The sequence below is a fragment of the Rhizobium sp. P2_G2 genome, from assembly GCF_056403555.1.
In genome coordinates this window covers 1-15,950 of record NZ_JBFUFF010000125.1, presented here as the reverse complement: position 1 = coordinate 15,950, position 15,950 = coordinate 1, and the positions used below count along the sequence as shown (strand labels likewise).

The window sequence follows — 15,950 nt, the reverse complement described above, 5'->3', positions numbered from 1 at the left end:
CTAGGCCGTAGACTCATAACGCGTTGATCCAGATGCGGGTAGCAATGATTTTGGCGGCGGCAAGGAAATTGGCTGGGTTCTTGTCGTAACGTGTTGCCATAGCTCGATATTGTTTGAGCTTATTGAAGAAGCGTTCGACGAGATTTCTTTGCCGATAGACCCATCGGCTGAAGGAAAAGCTGTCCTTGCGATTGCTTTTGGCTGGGATATTGGCCCAGGCCTTCTTTTCCTTGGCTTGTGCACGCAATGCATTGGTATCGTAAGCTTTGTCACCAAGGATGATCGTGCCCTCGCGCATAACGCTCAGCATCGGCAGTGCCATCTTGCTGTCGTGCGTCTGCCCGGCGGTCAATTCAAGAGCGACGGGACGGCCTTCGGCATCGACGACAGCATGGATCTTGGTCGTCAGCCCGCCGCGGGAACGTCCCATGCAGCCATCATCAGACCCCCCTTTTTTGCCGTTGCACCATGCTGATGCACTCGGACGCAAGATGAATCGATCATGATGATGTCGCTATCAAAGGCTTTTGAAATATCGGCCAAAATCCGATCCCAGACACCGGCTTTGCGCCATCTGACAAAGCGGTTGTAGCATGTCGTTGATGGGCCGTAGCGCTCCGGAACATCCGCCCACGGCGAACCGGTGCGGAACCGCCACAAAATCCCATTGATGGTGCGACGATCATCTACCCGTGGAACACCACGAGGCTTATTCGGCAACAAAGGCGCGATAATATTCCATTCCAAATCAGTCAGCTCATGGCGGCGACGGGTCATCATTAGGCTCCCAAATCAATGGCAGCCTTGAATCACCGTCAAACCCAAAGGGGAAGCCCGTTTATGAGTTTACGGCCTAGCCGAAGAATTTGACATCAGCTCGGGGCGCCAGGTCGGCAATTTCCCGCAGGCCTTTTCGCACTTGGCGATGGTCAACAGCGCCTACAACCTTGTCAACCACAGCGGTCCCGCTAAAGATCGCTCGAAGTCGCAATCCGGTTTCGCATAACGTGCGTCGCGGCGATTTATGCGTACGTGTCAGGGGTTCGTGGCTGGAGCACGCAGTCCAAGCAGAATAGCCGATCCGTAGAGTTAAACTGGGTAAAAACTCCACGCCAGCCGATCGGCTAGCCAATATGCTTTAGGTGCGCTACGCGTCGCGCCGCCGGTCGATACCGTTTCTCCTTCTTCATCCGGCTAGGGCTGACACACTTGGATCGCAGCGGCTCCGATTGAGGTCCGTAGAGATTTTCGCTGTTTACGGTCCCGTGGTACGGCAAGAGGGTTTCACTCATGACGGGCCACGGAATTCCCAGACAAAATGAGTCGCATCGTAGTTTTGGAACGAACAATTACTTCATTCGGTTTTGTACCAAAGGCGTCGGCTATGAGAACGTCATCATCAGCCCAGAGCGGATCTCAAGAATGCGCCAACTACATAGTAGAGCGCTTCGCAGTAAGTAGACATCAAGCAAAGCGCCTGATCGAACAATTCGGAAGCAACAAGCGCGAGCTGGATTTATTGTTATCAGGAACGTCGTCAGCATCTCAGGGTCGGAGAATCGATCAAAAACTTACTCTGGCAGAAGTAACTTTTGGCCGAATCTGCTGAGGTTTTGATTCCCAAAAAGGTTGCAGCCGACTTTCTACGATTCGCGTTGGAGCGGTTACCTTTCGTCGCTCTATCGCTCGCACCGCATTTGGTGGAACTGTCGATTGGAAGAAATCGACGCTGATGGGAATTTGAATTTTATCTTTGTTTTTAAGCAGCACTTATCAGGCATTTATTCGAGATTGTCCTGGCCTTGCACGAAATCAAACGTGCCACGACTCGCCCGCTCGCGCGCTTGCTCAGGCGGCCTGGACCGGCCTCACCGACTCATCGCTCAGCGGCGATTTGGTGACTATGCCATCTTCGATGGAAAGCACGCTGCGGAAGAATTCTCCATTTCTGGGCGATTTCGGGGGGGGTGTGCCGTGCATGACGCTGACGACGGTAATGCCCGGGCAAATATTCCTTACTGCCTCGTGAAAAGCGATGACAGCCTGATTGTCGAGGGCACTGGTCGATTCGTCCAGCAGCAGCAGCCCTGGCCGCATCAGCAGAATGCGCGCCAGAACGAGCTTTTGCTTCTGGCCGCCGGAAAGCAGGAGGTCCCAGCTCTGATTGGCCCGTCCGTCGGCTGCAAGATCGATGGCGAATTCAGCGAGACCTGCTTCTGACAGAGCTGCAATGACTTCGGCGTCCGGATAGCCATACGCTTGCTCCGGCAGGCAGACGAGTTCCTTCAGCGATAGCGGGGGCAATTTCACGTCCTGCGCCGCGTAGTAGACACGCTCTTCCTGAGGCAGCACGACAGTTCCGCAGCCATGCGGCCAGAGCCCGTTGATTGCCTTGAGCATGGACGATTTGCCGCTGCCAGACACGCCGACCAGGAGTGCCCATTCACCGCGTTCGACATGCAGGTGACCCGCTTCAAGAAATGCCTCGTCATTACCTGGATGCATCAGCTGCAGGTTTCGGATCGTCAGGCCGAATCCGGGGTCCTGATTTTCATAACAAAATTCGGAGCGCCCGCTGCGGGAATAGAAGTTGCAAGGCTGCTGCACGTCCTCGATTGAGGTTGCAAGGCCGGTTATGCGTAGGGCATTCGCCCTTAATTGAGCAATATCCGGCATGACCTGGATGAACCAGGAAAAATCACTGATGATCGCATTGGCAAGCTCGGCACCGGTGACATATTCCTGAAAATTGATGCTGCCGTGGACATAGGGCAAGAAACCCGGCGCATACGCAACGATGCGTGAGCCCATGAAGCTGTAGACAAGTTGGAAGCCCATATAGCTCGCGCTCAGCACGTTAAGGCCGGCCCAGTTGCGGTCGATGTCGACATAAAGCTGTCGGTGAATATCTCTCTGCGCGCGCTCTCCGTTCGTGGCGGCCACATGGAAACTGCGATGGAAGAGTGTCGTCAAGGCTCGACGATAGCTCCCCTCCGCCGACTGCATCTTGACATTCAGGGTCTGCAGCATCGCACCGAGCTTGACGGCAAGAAGGGTGCTGATCGGCACATAGACAATGACAGCCGCGACCGTAAGGCAGGCACTGCCGTAATTTCCAAGCCTGTCCAGTCCGCTGACCGGTGTTGATGTCTCCATGATTTTGCCGCCGACGAAGAGAAGCGACAACAGGACGCCTGCAATCCCCATGGCAAGGCCGATGGCGCCTCCGGCCATCCCCTTGATGGACTCCTGGATGCGCTGGTCGATGTTATCAGGCGCTTGGGCGGAGGCGGTGATGGCGTCTGCCGCTCCGTGCTGCAAATGCAAATGGGTGTGATTGCTGTCGAGCAGCGCGTCGTTGAAGCGCCGGTCGAGCCATGCACGCCATTTGCGGTGCAGCGTTGTGGAGAAAAAGTGGCGCAGCGACGTGAACCCGATTTCTTTCGTCACGACGATTGCCGAGAGCGTCGCCGCAGTCGCTAGAATAATTGCGGGTGTGCTCGGATGTACCGGGTTTTGAAGAGAGGCAATTGCACTGACAAGCTGTCCGGACGCCTCGGCAAACCAGACGCTTGCGATCGACGACAGGGCGGTGAGCAGGACGATAACTGCCGTCAATCCCCAGGCTTCCCAACGATTGCCGGAACGCCAGTAGGCGCACAGCAACCCCCAAAAGGTCTGCATCGATGAAACTGGGGTTGGCCTAGCCAGGCTTTTTCGTTTCCGATCTTCTGGATGCAAATCCCACTTATCCGCGCCTGATTTCATCAAGTCTCCCCCTGTCGACACAACTGTCCAACAGTCGATTATCTGCCACCGGGTATGCGTCGAAAAACCTCAAGCTTCCGACGCGCGGGCAGAGGTGCTGATTTACCTGCTGGCGCACGCGGTCGCGACCGAAGAGTATTGTCGAATATGCTTTTCTAAGCTTGCCCTTGCCTGACACAGTCTCCGCCATCAACCTTGCCGGTCGATTTTCGAGATCGCATCGCTGGCGCTTCAAACCGTGGCGATCCAGCATTCCTTCTTCTATTGGGGGCGTCTGTTCACGCGCAGTTCCACCCGAATATGACATCCGCCATCATACCTACGCCACGTTACGAGGTGTCGGCCGGATCAAAAAGGACATAGCTAATCATCCCTTGCCAAAGGATGGCTGTCTTTGCGTTATATCAAGTTCGATTGAATTTACGCAAGTAAGTCCCGAGAGTGCTGGCCACCGCCGCGCCATCGGCCCAATAGAGCGCAGGGCTATGAACTGCTCGCACAACCCGAAAAATTTCGGTTGAAGCTTTCGTGCTCGACATAAGACGACCTACCTTGAAGCAGCGGGTTTTGTTCAGGCGGCGATGCCCGACGCTTCCAGCAGCCGTGAAAACTGACCGCTGGAACGTTGCAAAGTTTGATAGCTGCCAGACTCGACGATCCTGCCCTCGTTAAGAACGAGGACGAGGTCCGCATCGCGCACAGTGGACAGCCGGTGCGCAATGATGAAAGTCGTTCGGTCATTGGTCATATGATCCAACGCGTCCTTGACCAACGCCTCTGTTTCGACATCGAGCGCCGACGTTGCCTCGTCCAGCACCAGGATTGGCGCCGCCTTGAGGATGGCGCGTGCGATCGCGATCCGCTGGCGCTCGCCCCCTGAGAGTTTGCCGCCGCGATCTCCTACGACGGCGTCGTAACCTTCTGGACGCCGGCGGATGAAGTCGTCGGCCGCCGCAGCGGCGGCGGCCACCCGTACATCGTCAAGCGATGCGTCGTCTCGCCCCAAACGAATGTTTTGTGCGATTGATCGATTGAGCAGGCCTGCGTCCTGCATGACCACCGAGACATGATCGCGGATCGAGGCGCGCGAAACAGTGGCGATATCGACGCCGTCGATCAATATCATGCCCGCGACAGGGTCGTATATGCGCTGCAGGAGGTTGACGACCGTTGTCTTACCGGCGCCCGTCGGGCCGACAATCGCAATCGTTTGACCAGGTTCGGCCACAAAAGAGAGGCCTCTGGCTCCCCAGCTACCGTCTTCGTATTGGAACGATACGTCTCGGAACTCGACTCGGCCCCTGACGCGATGGATGGCAGGTCCGTTGTCAGCACTGCGCAGCGTCTCGGCTTCATATTGAAGGCCGATGAACTCTTCGAGCTTCGCGCTCGCTTCGAACGTTTGGGCCGCGAAGGCCCGGACTTGATCGAGACGCGCAATCATCATTGTCGCGAACCCGATGAACGTGACGATCTCGCCGACAGAGAGTTCGCCGCTATGGACCAATCTCACACCTGTGAGCAGGATTGCCGTCATCGAAATCGTCGCCGCCATCCGATTGAAAACGGAGGCTATGGCCCACCAGTCAAGCACAGGAAATTGCGCGTCGAGGAGTGCCTGGATGTACCCGCGCAAAATGTTGGCTTCGACTTCGACGCGGTTGAAGGCGTGAAGGACCGTGACATTGTTAATGGTGTCGCTCATATGCAGGAAGACGTTGTGGTAGTGCCGCTCCACGACGCTCTGGCCATCTTTCGTACGCGCCATGACCGTCCTGCCGACCCACCAATAGACCAAGCCCAACGCAAGCAGGATCAGACCCAGCCAAAGGTTCGTGACCAGCGCGGTTGGAATGAGTAGCGCCAATGCCACGAATGTCGCCAAGTGCGAACGCATGAATTCTAACCAGATGTTGAATAGAGACTCGCACGCGCGAACAAGAGTTTGGAAGACATTCGATGAGCCCCGTCGGTTATGCCAGGTGACTGGCATCGCGACCAGGTTTTCGAAAGAAACGGCGAGGATTTCGGCCCGGCACTTGTGCGCGAGCCTGTCCGCGGAGCGCGCCGTCAGCACGTAAAAGGCAGTACTAACGACAGCGAAGGAGATCCATAGGAACAGAGATGACAGTTCATGGTTGCGCCGGGAAATCGCATCGATGATATGACCGAACAGAATAGGTTCGAGTACCGCGCCCCCGGCAAGAAGCAGATTAGCGAGCACGATCATGGTCACGTGGAATTTGAAGCGACCGAGAGGCCGGAGCGACTTCAGATAAATCTGAACGAGCGTCACTGACTTGCCTCGTGTGCAAGAGGGGAAAAGCGTCTATGGAACGGTTCGAAATAGCAAATGTTCCTCGACTGCCAATCACGTGACATCGCGGCGCGGGGTTCGGTTCTTGATCGAACGCGCGGGGGGCTATGCCAAGAAAGAATTTGACCAGATAGGTCATTGGCGTCGGACAGGTTTTCATCACCCCGTAGTTACCCGCTAATTTGTCCGAATCTCTCACAATGTCGCACCAGATGCGATCCCGCCCTCGCGGCCACGCTGATCCTGTTCCTGATCGGCCTCGCCGCCGTCCTGTCATATCTCGTTCTCTGAAGCGGCAGGAGCATGGCGTGCGCGTCGGCCACTCATCGCTAGCTAGCACAAGATAACCTGCAAACCTGCCAAGGCGGAACCGGCCAGGATGCCGAGCTTGGCATGGTCCTGTGGCGCACGGTCGCCAAAGGCGAGCAGGCTGACAAACAGGGCCATGGTGAAGCCGATCCCGCAGAGCAACGCGACGCCGAATGTCTGACCCCAACTCGCCGATGCCGGAAGGTCGGCGACGTCCGTTTTCACCATCAACCAGACGGAACCGAAGACTCCGACCATCTTCCCGAGCAAGAGGCCGAGACCAACGCCCAGAGTCACCGGTTCCGCGAAAGACGCCGCGGTGACGCCGGAAAACGATAGCCCGGCATTGGCGAAACCGAACACAGGAACGATGACGAAGGACACCGGCCGGTGGAGCAAATGCTCAAGCCGATGGAGAGGGGATTCCGCTTCGGATGCCTCCGGCGTGCCGGGCGTTCGCTTGATCGGAATGGTCAGGGCCAACAGCACGCCCGAGATCGTCGCATGCACGCCGGACATGAACACGAAGAGCCACAGGACAATGCCAAGCATAATGTACGGAAATAAGGGATTGACCCTTAGCCTGCCGATGGCCAGTAGCGCGACGAACACGACGCCCGCTCCGCCGAGCGCCCACAAGTCAAGTCCGGAGGTGTAAAAGAACGCGATGACGACGACGGCCCCGAGATCGTCGATGATAGCCAGCGCCGCGAGAAAGACCTTGAGCGAGACCGGCACCCGCGACCCGAGGAGCGACAAGATGCCGAGGGCAAATGCGATATCGGTCGCAGCAGGGACGGCCCAGCCATGTGCCGTCGCGGGATAGTTTCCATTGAACACGATGTAGATGAGGGCTGGCACGATCATGCCGCCGAGAGCCGCTCCTCCGGGCAGGACACGGCGGGGCCATGATGATAACTGGCCGTCGACGATCTCACGCTTGATCTCAAGGCCGTTTAGAAGGAAAAACAGCGCCATCAGGGCATCGTTGATCGAGTGCTGGACGCTAAGCGGGCCCAGATGAGCGTGCAACATCTCGAAGTAGGCCGCCGCGAGCGGAGAATTCGCTGTCACGATCGCCAGCGCGGCGACGGCCATGAGAAGCAGACCAGCAGACGCTTCGTTGTCAAGGAAACGTCTGAACGTGGACCGGATGCGGCCCTTGGACATAGTCGAAGACACGGGTTCGCACTCCTTGCGAGAGGTTGATCGAAGTCTCCGTCGATTTCGGGGAATCCCGCAGCGCACGCAGCACACGCTTCAATCACTGTAGCCGTGAAGCTGGAGGAAACCCAGTCATAGGCAAAGCCTTGCCGATGACCAGCCGACGATCGGCGACATTCGGTGGCAATGTTCCGTCGATATCCGGCCTCACACTGGCCGCACTGCGATTGGCCTCTCGGCCGGCCGGCGATCTCAATCTGGTTCGCGGCGTTCTTCTCGAGGCCCTAGACCATGTCGACCACGCACAAGGCCATCAGTGTTTGAAGGCGGCGAACAGGATGGGCGAAAGCGCGATCACGGCGATCACGCCCGCCCAGATAAGAATCGATGTCAATTATCGGATCCGTTTGACCATTTTTCCACTACGCCGTGATCCACTCAGGGCGAAGAAAGTTGTTTGGGGACAATTCGTTACATCGGATTTGGTGGGCCGACGCGAAATGGAAAAATGGGTCAAATCCTGCTGAAACTCAACACCCGGTTACTTTGCGGGAAGATTACCCTCTCTCGCAGATCGCCTGAAGTCGCTAGCCGCAGAGCCTCGATTACCTTGGCTTGGCTGTCAATCACGTTTTGCATCGCCTGGAGGAGCGCTTCATGCTCCGCGCGCCTAGCAAAATGCCTATTCCACCAATTTAGAAGCATTGGCTCCCCTTACTTATTTTAGCTGCTAACTTATTCAGTCAAAACCTGGGATGCTTCTACTCTGCGTGCGACATGCTGTCGCAAAAGGGGCATTCCGATTCCGTATGGACGCCGAGCAGTTCCGGGGTCGTGCGGGTGTGTGGGTTGTGTCAGAACCCAACCGCCCCTTCCGACGTTACACTTCGAACGGGAAATGACGTGGAGATGCGAATGGCTACGGAGACTCGAACTGTGCAAGTTGGCAACGCAAAGCTCCGGACATGCCGTCGTGGAACGCCAGGGAGCCAGACATTGCTGTTTCTCCACGGCGGCGTCGGCTCCTTGGAAGACTTCGACCCGATCATCGATCTGTTCGCCGAGTTCGACTGCGTTATGGTGGACAGCCGCGGACATGGCGGCTCAACCATGGATAACACGCCCCTCAGCTATCCTCTGCTCGCTTGCGACGTGGAGGCCGTCATCAACGATTATCGCCTCGTAGAACCGCTTGTCATTGGCCATAGCGACGGTGGGATCGCCGGGCTGCACATTGCGGCGCGCGGCAAGGTCAAGCTTTGCGGTCTGGTGACCATCGCCTCCCGCGGATATCCTCCACCTGACGAGCTTCTCGATAAGGTCTACCGGCCTCTAACGGCGGACAAGTGGCGTGAGCGTTTCCCGGCGGGGGTGACGCTCTACGAGAAACTTAATCCCGAACGTGATTTTGATCGACTATTCGGCACCGTCAAAGCTATGTGGATCAATATGGAAGACGACAACTATCCTTTCCACGTCCTCCACAAAATCGATCTGCCGACCTTGATTCTGTGCGGTGACAGAGATCATCTGGTCTCCCGTGATCAGACGCTTGCGCTTGCGAAGGCTCTGCCGAAGGCTGCTCTCGGGATCTTCCCGTTTGGCAGCCACATATTTCACCAAGAACATCCCGAGCTCGTGGCGCCCTTCATCACCGAGTTCATCTCGCAAGTTCAAAAATAGGATGGTTTTATGAGGACGGTAACCCAAGTGGTCGGCAACGATCACGTCGCCCGCGAAGTCGATGACGCCGATATCGCGCTTGAACTCAACGGCATGGCCTTCGAATTCCAGTTCCGAAGGGACGACCGGGACGACATGGGAATTCTCCGGATTGCCTTTATCGATCTGGAAGATCCTTTCCTGGCTTTGAGCCGCGGCTGGTCGCCGGCTCCTGATGCGAGGCGGGAGTTGGTCTTGTCCTGGATCTTCGAAATGACGTCATGAACCTCGCCGCCGTCGCTGGCTTGAGAGTGCCCGAATGTCGACTGTTCAACTGAGGTAGAAAGGAATGCTCTGATGCCCATCTACATAACCATCGGCTATGGAGACCAGGCGGGCTATAATCGCACGACTCCGGCAGTTCGAAACGAAGCCCATGCCCATGACGAGAAGCTGAAGATGAGAGGTGCCCAGATGGGCATCGCGGGCTCTCCGGTGCAAGTGAGGAACCATGGCGGCAAGCAGGTCCAGACAACCGACGGGCCGTTCTTGCAAGCATCCCTACCGGTTGCCGGGTTCGCGTTTATCGAGGCCGACAACCTCCAAGAGGCGATAAAACTCGTCTCAAAAACTCCATGCGCCGTTGCATACGGGCTCGTTGAAGTCTGGCCCTTGGAGCAGCGGACATGACCGCTCATGATGCATTCGTCGTCCTTAGCGCGTCCGGTCACATTGGATCGGTCGTGGCCCGAACCCTGCTCCGCGACCGGCACCACGTCATCGCGGTAGTTCGCGACGAAGCGAAGGCCGTTCGCTTGAAATCCGAGGGCGCCGAGATCGCCGTTGTCGATGTTGGTGACAGACATAGTCTGCGAGACTTGTTCCGATGCGGACGGCGGGCATTTCTGCTCAACCCTCCGGTGCCGATCCACATGGTTACGGACGCTGAGGAAAACCGGACGGCATCCAGCATTGCCGACGCGGTCAGCGGCTCCGGGCTCGAAAAGGTGCTCGTGGAGTCGACTTATGGGTCACAGCCCGGCGATGCCGTTGGCGACCTGTCTGTCCTATGGAATTTCGAGCGCTCCATTGCAGCTACTGAGATCCCAATGGCGATCAACCGTGGCGCCTATTATTTCACCAATCTCGATATGCTTGTCGAGGGTGCGCGCAAGGGGACCATCAGCACGATGTTCCCTCCGGATATCAAATACCGATAGTCGCTCCGGCCGACCTCGGCGTTGCCGCGGCGAAACGCTTGGCAGGCCCGGTCGGCGACACAGGCATCCGCTATGTGGAGGGACCGGAACGCTGCTCGTTCAACGATGTCGCAGCAGCCTTTGCCAATGCGGTTGGCCGCGAGGTTTCGATAAAGTCCATCGAGCGGTCCAACTGGGAAGTGAATTTCAAGCAACAGGGCTTTTCAGACGAAGCAGCGCGTGCTTACAGCATCTGATCGTCAAGGATCAGAATCTTCATATCCGCCAAAGACGATGCCATGTCCGGTCGCCCATCCGATCAAGTCCGCACTTGGGCCCTGATTCCTGCTACAGTAAAATAATCGGTCTGTAACTTGATATTCGGCAGTGTTTTGTGCGATACCGTACCAAAGCTCCGGCGTTCTTGCGGTAATACTCTGTAAGCCATCGAAATAGCACGAGTTAGGCAGTGTCACCATTTAAGGGATTCCCAAATCGGCATTTGAATGATTCATAGGGCGTAAGCTTTTGATAGGAGTTGACGCCGATGCGCCGCTACGCCCTTCGTGACGATCAATGGGAACGGATCGAGCAGCTTTTGCCAGGCAAGGTGTCAGACAGAGGCGTGACGGCGAGTGATAACCGGCTGTTCGTCGACGCCGTTTTGTATCGTTACCGGGCTGGCATACCGTGGCGGGATTTGCCTTGTCGCTTTGGCGATTTCCGGGTCGTTCACACACGCCATATGCGCTGGAGCCGCAAAGGCGTTTGGGAAAGTATTTTCAAAGTATTGGCGTAGGATGCCGACAACGAATACGCGATGATCGACAGCACGATCGTGCGGGCGCATCAGCATTCGGCGGGCGCAAAAGGCTCGTCGAAAAAAATGAATGTATCGGCCGCTCACGCGGCGGCTTGAGCACAAAGGTTCACGCGCTCTGCGATGCATTGGGAAATCCGCTCGGGTTTCATCTGACGCCAGGGCAAGCCTGCGACCTGGATGGCGCCGACGTTCTGCTCGGCGGGATCGAGGCGGAGATTCTGATCGCCGACAAGGGCTATGATGCGGACGAACGGGTCATCCAGCGGCTCCAAGCCGCCGAAATAGAACCCGTCATCCCGCCGAAATCGAACCGGAAACAGCCACGCGACTATGACAAGGCGCTCTACAAGGCCCGCCATCTCATCGAGAATTTCTTCGAAAAACTAAAACATTACAGAGCTATAGCCACGCGCTACGACAAAACCGCTGCGGCCTTCCTCGGCGCAATCCACTTGGCAGCATCAATCGTCTGGCTCAATTGATGACGCTGCCTAACATATTTACGAAAGCTAAAGGATCAACGRCCAATTCTGGTGGCGACATCACGGTCGGCAACACCGATGCCCTGGCGTTTTTCCAGGCCAACACCAATGCCAAGTTCGCATCCTATGAGCGGGCAATAAGTTTTCCTCCCACGTCAATTTTTCCGCCACCGTGCCCACAAGCTTCCTAAACATTATCGGCATCAAATCGATCGACGTCGCCGGCGTTGCCACCGGCAGTTATATACCGGCGACATATGTTGATTTTTACCTGATKCTCGACAACTCGCCGTCGATGGGGCTGGGTGCCACGGATACAGACATCAGCTCGCTGGAGTCCAATACGTCGGACACTTGTGCTTTCGCCTTGCATATCGATGTGCTGCCCTGTCGAGCGACATGGACGACGTCGCAACCAAGACTTCGACAATCGACCTCATGTCGATTCCCAAGCAGGGTTACAACATCGACCAGCAGACCGATTTCGAACTAATGCTCGGCCAGTTGAAGACAACGATTGGCACGAGCGGGCAGGGTTACACGGCGACGGATCCGCAGAAAGTGCTGTTCTTCGTCTCGGACGGTGTTAACGACAGCTACAAACCCACTGGCTGTCTCAAGACCACGACCAGCGGCCGCTGCCAGGCGCCCATCGATTTCGGTATTTGCACAAAAATCAAAGCCGCGGGCGTCCGGATCGCAGTGCTACACCACCTACCGGCCGATCAATAAAAACTCATGGTATGATACCTGGATCAAGCCCTGACGCACCGAGATCAACCCACAGACGAAGGCGTGCGCCTCCGATGGTCTGTTCCTCGAAGTGACGCCATTTCAGGGTAATACGGGCGCCATGAATGCTCTGTTTCTGAAGGTAGTCAAGTACCCCAGCCTCACGGGTTGAAGCCGGCTAACTTTTCTCAAAGCTGCGTCGTCATGATGCGGTTCAGAGGTCGGCGATCTTTGACGGCTGCCCGTGTCAAAACAGTGTGACCGTGCCCATGCGATTAGCGCATATGGAGAAATCCGGCCAGCGGAACATTTCCTATCCACTGCGGTTGAGCGTGCAGACTAAGAGACGCTAGCCCAGCGCAGGAGATAATCCATGCCAGAAACCACTGACACAGCAGCCACAGCCACGAACCCATTGAGCGACGCAGTCCAGAGCGGACCGGCGGGCCTCAACGATCTGAAAAACAAGGTCAGCGATGATTTGAGCGCTGCCACTGACGTCGTCAAGGCCGACGCAAATACTGCGATGCAGAAGGTCCAGGAGACGGTAGCGGAGCAAACCGGCTTTGCCGCCCGCCAGGTCGGCGGCATCGCGACGGCGCTGCAAAAGGTCGGCGCGGAACTTGAACAGAGCGACCAGCCCCAAATCGGGCGCTACGCCAGACAGATCGGCGAGAGCGTTCAAGCAATCGCAAAGAATATCGAAGGCCGCGATCTCGGCGAGATCGCTGGCATGGCCGAGGATTTTGGTCGTAAACAGCCCCTCGCCTTCCTGAGTGTGGCGGCTCTTGCGGGGCTTGCTGCCAGTCGGTTTTTCACTGCGTCGGCGAAACGGCCGGAAACGACCAAAACGCAAGAGTCAAGCCAGGTCGGCTCTACCCAGATGAGTACATCGTCGTCCGCTGTAGGAGGTATTGTCAATGGCTGATCCGAACAACAATCCACCGCTTTCCGAATTGATCGGCGGCCTCGTTTCCGACGTGTCGGGCCTCCTGCGCAAGGAAATCGATCTCGCTAAGACGGAGGCGTCTGAGAAAATTTCAAGCGCCCTGAGCGGCGTCGAAGTCATGGTTGTTGGCCTCGCCCTCGCCATCGGTGCTTTGGGCGTTCTTCTCAGTGCCTTGGTCAGCGGGCTCGCGCTGATTTTGGTCCACAATGGAATGACGCCGATCGGCGCCAACGCGTTGGCAGCGCTCATCGTCGGTGTCGTCAGCGGCCTGATCGCCTGGTTGTTCGTGTCGAAAGGCATAGCTGCGTTGCGCGCCTCCAACCTCAAACTTGATCGCACGGCAACATCCCTTCGTCGGGATGCCGACGTGGTAAAGGAGAAAATTCAATGAATGCCTCGTCCGAGAAATCCTCCGCCGACATCCAGCGCGAAATCGACGCCGATCGCCAAAGGATCGGAGCTCGCATCGACGCCATCCAGGAACGTATGTCACCGGGCCAACTCGTTGACGAGGTGCTGGCTTACGCCAAGGGAAGCGGCGGCGCTGAATATGTCAGCAATCTTGGCACAGCGCTGAAGGCTAATCCTTTGCCTGTCGCCCTGATCGGCGTGAGTCTCGCGTGGCTTGTCGCCAAGCAGGGCACAACGACCGCGGCCAGCCCGACTCCCGCGGTTGAAGAAGCGTATCCTCTGTATCGTGCACAAGGCGCGATACGACGCGTTGGACCGCCAGATGAAGTTGACGGCGAGCGCTACAGCCATTTCGTCGATGACGCCGGCACCCGCTTCAAAGCTCTCACAGATGAGGTTGGAAATCGCGCTGGTAACTTCATTGACGCCACCGGCAGGACATATCGGGGCTTTGCAGACGCCACGGGCAAGCAACTCTCCAACATTTCGGATGATGCAGGGGCCTTGCTTGATGCTTCGACTGGCTGGGCCTCGGACACCTGGCAGCAAATCAAAGACACGGCCGGCGCCGTTGCACAGAAGGTCAGCGGAACGACAAGCGCAGTCTCGGTTTCGGCTTCGAACGTCGGGGCCTCCCTTCAAGACCAGTCGGCGCAACTGACTGCGACTATCCTTCGGCAATTTCGCGACCAGCCTCTCGTCGGCGGTGCTCTCGCCTTTGCCGTTGGTGCCGCGATTGGTGCAACCCTGCCGCACACAGCAAAAGAGGATGAGATCCTTGGTGAGGCTGCTGACTCTTTGAAGGCCGATGTGGCTGACCAGGCCGCAGGCATGGTCGAGCAGGGCAAGAACCTGGCTTCGGATGCCTATGGCAAGGTGGTCTCCGTGGCCTCCGATCTTCACGACACCGCCAAAGATCGCGTTCTTTCGGATATGAACGAGGCGAAGAATCAAAACCCCGCGACCTGAAATCAAATGGAGGCGCGGTCCATCACGCGATCGCGCCTCGCCTAGCTATGTTGTCCCATTGCGTTGATGCATCGATCAATGAATGAACGGATTTCAGTCTTGAAGGATGTGTCTATTCGGTAGCTGTCACGCACCGGACGGATTTCGGGCGCGCGCATGACAGCATGCGATTGAGGGCGGCGCAGCCGATGGCTACCTCCGTCTGTTGCGCGCCGAGTGAGCGCGCTCGCAGTCGAGGTCAGACGATCAATTTGTATCTGCCGGTGGCGGTCTCGACCAGCGAACGCTTGCCATAACCGGTCGTTGCTTGCCATTTCATCCGTCCGTCCGCCCTGATAGCTTCGATGTGTCGGTCTCGCTGACAGCAGAGATCAGTGTCTGCCCGTCCCACCGCATTGGCGCGTGGCGGAATGACCACCGTGGCGCCTACGCTATGCTTCGTGACGGTGTCATAGGTCGGGTGGCCGTCGTAAGCGTCATCGGCCGGGAACTGGGCGATGGGGTCGTCGATCTGGTCGAGCAACATCTCCACCTGCGAGGCGTCGCCGGATCTGAACGACTAGGAGCGCACGCGATAACGCTCACTTGGGGCGAACTACCACATTACCGTTCGAGAGGCTGCGGCGGAACTCCTCCGACGTTGGCCATGGGGATAAGCATTACTTTATACCGGCTATCCAACTGTGCGAAACCATACACGATCGCATAGACGGTGCTTTTGTAGGATTTCAGTAATAACTTCGGCAATATTATAGGATATTCTTTAAGGTGGATTTGCAACGAAGAGATATACAGTTGAACGCCGCAACTTTAGAAGGGTAAATTAAGGCTGCAGGCGTGGCATTCATCAGCCTGCACCGGGTTCACGAGAAAGATTTCGATTTCGCATTACTGATTGATCGTGCTCAGACCAACGCTATGGAAGCATACGCTGCGCTCGCCGCTGCTTTTGCTGTGTGTCAGCTGGACGTAAATCCTATGCGGATTGTCTTGGAGTGGGGAACCTGAGAAAAAGTCTTCCAGCTAGAGGGTTATTCGATCGGTCACAGCGTCTTGCTAGACGAATTCTGACCCAAGCAGGGAGCCCAAAAAATGCATTTGGCCGTGGTAATTCAACGCTTTGCGGCTGATCAGCTTGAGCGAACTAACGCTTCATGATCCTGTC

14 protein-coding genes and 4 pseudogenes are annotated in these 15,950 nt (G+C 56.8%); 13 read left to right on the top strand and 5 right to left on the bottom strand.

The window, feature by feature from the left end; all coding sequences use genetic code 11:
- Positions 1 to 13: 13 nt before the first annotated feature.
- Positions 14 to 777 (bottom strand): annotated as a pseudogene (locus AC1D06_RS37685) (IS5 family transposase).
- An 88-nt stretch (positions 778 to 865) separates the two neighbouring features.
- On the opposite strand from AC1D06_RS37685, the pseudogene AC1D06_RS37680 reads away from it, so the two are divergent.
- Positions 866 to 1,006, top strand: a pseudogene (locus AC1D06_RS37680) (hypothetical protein); the annotation flags it as partial.
- 842 nt (positions 1,007 to 1,848) lie between these two features.
- Here the strand turns inward: AC1D06_RS37680 and AC1D06_RS37675 are convergent.
- The 3 genes from AC1D06_RS37675 to nhaA all read right to left on the bottom strand — a co-directional run bounded on the left by AC1D06_RS37675 (position 1,849) and on the right by nhaA (position 7,576).
- Entirely contained in the window at positions 1,849 to 3,768 is a 1,920-nt protein-coding gene (locus AC1D06_RS37675; protein WP_477990740.1) for an ABC transporter ATP-binding protein/permease, read from the bottom strand.
- Positions 3,769 to 4,339: 571 nt separating this feature from the next.
- Positions 4,340 to 6,064 carry a glucan ABC transporter ATP-binding protein/ permease gene (locus AC1D06_RS37670; RefSeq protein WP_477884107.1) on the bottom strand — a complete coding sequence of 575 codons (1,725 nt, stop codon included), beginning with the start codon at positions 6,062 to 6,064 and terminating at the stop codon, positions 4,340 to 4,342.
- A gap of 354 nt (positions 6,065 to 6,418) precedes the next feature.
- A complete protein-coding gene (nhaA, locus tag AC1D06_RS37665) occupies positions 6,419 to 7,576 on the bottom strand; it encodes a Na+/H+ antiporter NhaA (protein ID WP_477990741.1) in 1,158 nt (385 codons plus the stop codon).
- A 23-nt stretch (positions 7,577 to 7,599) separates the two neighbouring features.
- Between nhaA and AC1D06_RS37660 the strand changes: the two genes are divergently transcribed.
- The 11 genes and pseudogenes from AC1D06_RS37660 (at position 7,600) to AC1D06_RS37610 (ending at position 14,785) form a co-directional block, all read left to right on the top strand.
- Positions 7,600 to 8,085 carry a hypothetical protein gene (locus AC1D06_RS37660; protein ID WP_477990742.1) on the top strand — a complete coding sequence of 162 codons (486 nt, stop codon included), beginning with the start codon at positions 7,600 to 7,602 and terminating at the stop codon, positions 8,083 to 8,085.
- A 469-nt stretch (positions 8,086 to 8,554) separates the two neighbouring features.
- On the top strand, positions 8,555 to 9,241 hold the full coding sequence (locus tag AC1D06_RS37655; protein ID WP_477990739.1) for an alpha/beta fold hydrolase: 687 nt from the start codon (positions 8,555 to 8,557) through the stop codon (positions 9,239 to 9,241).
- Positions 9,242 to 9,250: 9 nt separating this feature from the next.
- Positions 9,251 to 9,505 carry a hypothetical protein gene (locus AC1D06_RS37650; protein ID WP_477990738.1) on the top strand — a complete coding sequence of 85 codons (255 nt, stop codon included), beginning with the start codon at positions 9,251 to 9,253 and terminating at the stop codon, positions 9,503 to 9,505.
- A 72-nt stretch (positions 9,506 to 9,577) separates the two neighbouring features.
- Complete coding sequence (locus tag AC1D06_RS37645; RefSeq protein WP_477990737.1) at positions 9,578 to 9,910, top strand: YciI family protein; 333 nt, start codon at positions 9,578 to 9,580, stop codon at positions 9,908 to 9,910.
- The gene (locus AC1D06_RS37640) at positions 9,907 to 10,440 is read left to right on the top strand and encodes an NmrA family NAD(P)-binding protein (protein WP_477990736.1); all 534 of its coding nucleotides are present in this window, start codon (positions 9,907 to 9,909) and stop codon (positions 10,438 to 10,440) included. The genes AC1D06_RS37645 and AC1D06_RS37640 overlap by 4 nt, the downstream gene beginning before the upstream one ends.
- 38 nt (positions 10,441 to 10,478) lie before the next feature.
- On the top strand, positions 10,479 to 10,676 hold the full coding sequence (locus AC1D06_RS37635) for a hypothetical protein (RefSeq protein WP_477990735.1): 198 nt from the start codon (positions 10,479 to 10,481) through the stop codon (positions 10,674 to 10,676).
- A 290-nt stretch (positions 10,677 to 10,966) separates the two neighbouring features.
- A pseudogene (locus tag AC1D06_RS37630) lies at positions 10,967 to 11,724 on the top strand (IS5 family transposase).
- 399 nt (positions 11,725 to 12,123) lie between these two features.
- Positions 12,124 to 12,456 carry a hypothetical protein gene (locus AC1D06_RS37625; protein WP_477884111.1) on the top strand — a complete coding sequence of 111 codons (333 nt, stop codon included), beginning with the start codon at positions 12,124 to 12,126 and terminating at the stop codon, positions 12,454 to 12,456.
- Between the two features lie 373 nt (positions 12,457 to 12,829).
- Entirely contained in the window at positions 12,830 to 13,384 is a 555-nt protein-coding gene (locus AC1D06_RS37620) for a nutrient deprivation-induced protein (protein WP_477884113.1), read from the top strand.
- Positions 13,377 to 13,796, top strand: a complete 420-nt coding sequence (locus AC1D06_RS37615) for a phage holin family protein (protein ID WP_477884115.1) — start codon at positions 13,377 to 13,379, stop codon at positions 13,794 to 13,796. Before AC1D06_RS37620 ends, AC1D06_RS37615 begins: the two co-directional genes overlap by 8 nt.
- Positions 13,793 to 14,785 carry a DUF3618 domain-containing protein gene (locus AC1D06_RS37610; RefSeq protein ID WP_477990734.1) on the top strand — a complete coding sequence of 331 codons (993 nt, stop codon included), beginning with the start codon at positions 13,793 to 13,795 and terminating at the stop codon, positions 14,783 to 14,785. The genes AC1D06_RS37615 and AC1D06_RS37610 overlap by 4 nt, the downstream gene beginning before the upstream one ends.
- A gap of 112 nt (positions 14,786 to 14,897) precedes the next feature.
- Here AC1D06_RS37610 and AC1D06_RS37605 read toward each other — a convergent pair.
- Positions 14,898 to 15,335: pseudogene (locus tag AC1D06_RS37605) on the bottom strand (transposase); the annotation flags it as partial.
- A 287-nt stretch (positions 15,336 to 15,622) separates the two neighbouring features.
- On the opposite strand from AC1D06_RS37605, the gene AC1D06_RS37600 reads away from it, so the two are divergent.
- On the top strand, positions 15,623 to 15,793 hold the full coding sequence (locus tag AC1D06_RS37600) for a hypothetical protein (protein WP_477990733.1): 171 nt from the start codon (positions 15,623 to 15,625) through the stop codon (positions 15,791 to 15,793).
- Positions 15,794 to 15,950 lie beyond the last annotated feature (157 nt).

What these genes read in the sequence shown, in the direction of transcription:
- AC1D06_RS37620 (WP_477884113.1), top strand. Translation starts at nt 12,830, where the DNA reads ATGCCAGAAACCACTGACACAGCAGCCACAGCCACGAACCCATTGAGC.
- AC1D06_RS37615 (WP_477884115.1), top strand. Translation starts at nt 13,377, where the DNA reads ATGGCTGATCCGAACAACAATCCACCGCTTTCCGAATTGATCGGCGGC.
- AC1D06_RS37625 (WP_477884111.1), top strand. Translation starts at nt 12,124, where the DNA reads ATGGACGACGTCGCAACCAAGACTTCGACAATCGACCTCATGTCGATT.
- AC1D06_RS37650 (WP_477990738.1), top strand. Translation starts at nt 9,251, where the DNA reads ATGAGGACGGTAACCCAAGTGGTCGGCAACGATCACGTCGCCCGCGAA.
- AC1D06_RS37675 (WP_477990740.1), bottom strand. Translation starts at nt 3,768, where the DNA reads ATGAAATCAGGCGCGGATAAGTGGGATTTGCATCCAGAAGATCGGAAA.
- AC1D06_RS37610 (WP_477990734.1), top strand. Translation starts at nt 13,793, where the DNA reads ATGAATGCCTCGTCCGAGAAATCCTCCGCCGACATCCAGCGCGAAATC.
- AC1D06_RS37640 (WP_477990736.1), top strand. Translation starts at nt 9,907, where the DNA reads ATGACCGCTCATGATGCATTCGTCGTCCTTAGCGCGTCCGGTCACATT.
- AC1D06_RS37645 (WP_477990737.1), top strand. Translation starts at nt 9,578, where the DNA reads ATGCCCATCTACATAACCATCGGCTATGGAGACCAGGCGGGCTATAAT.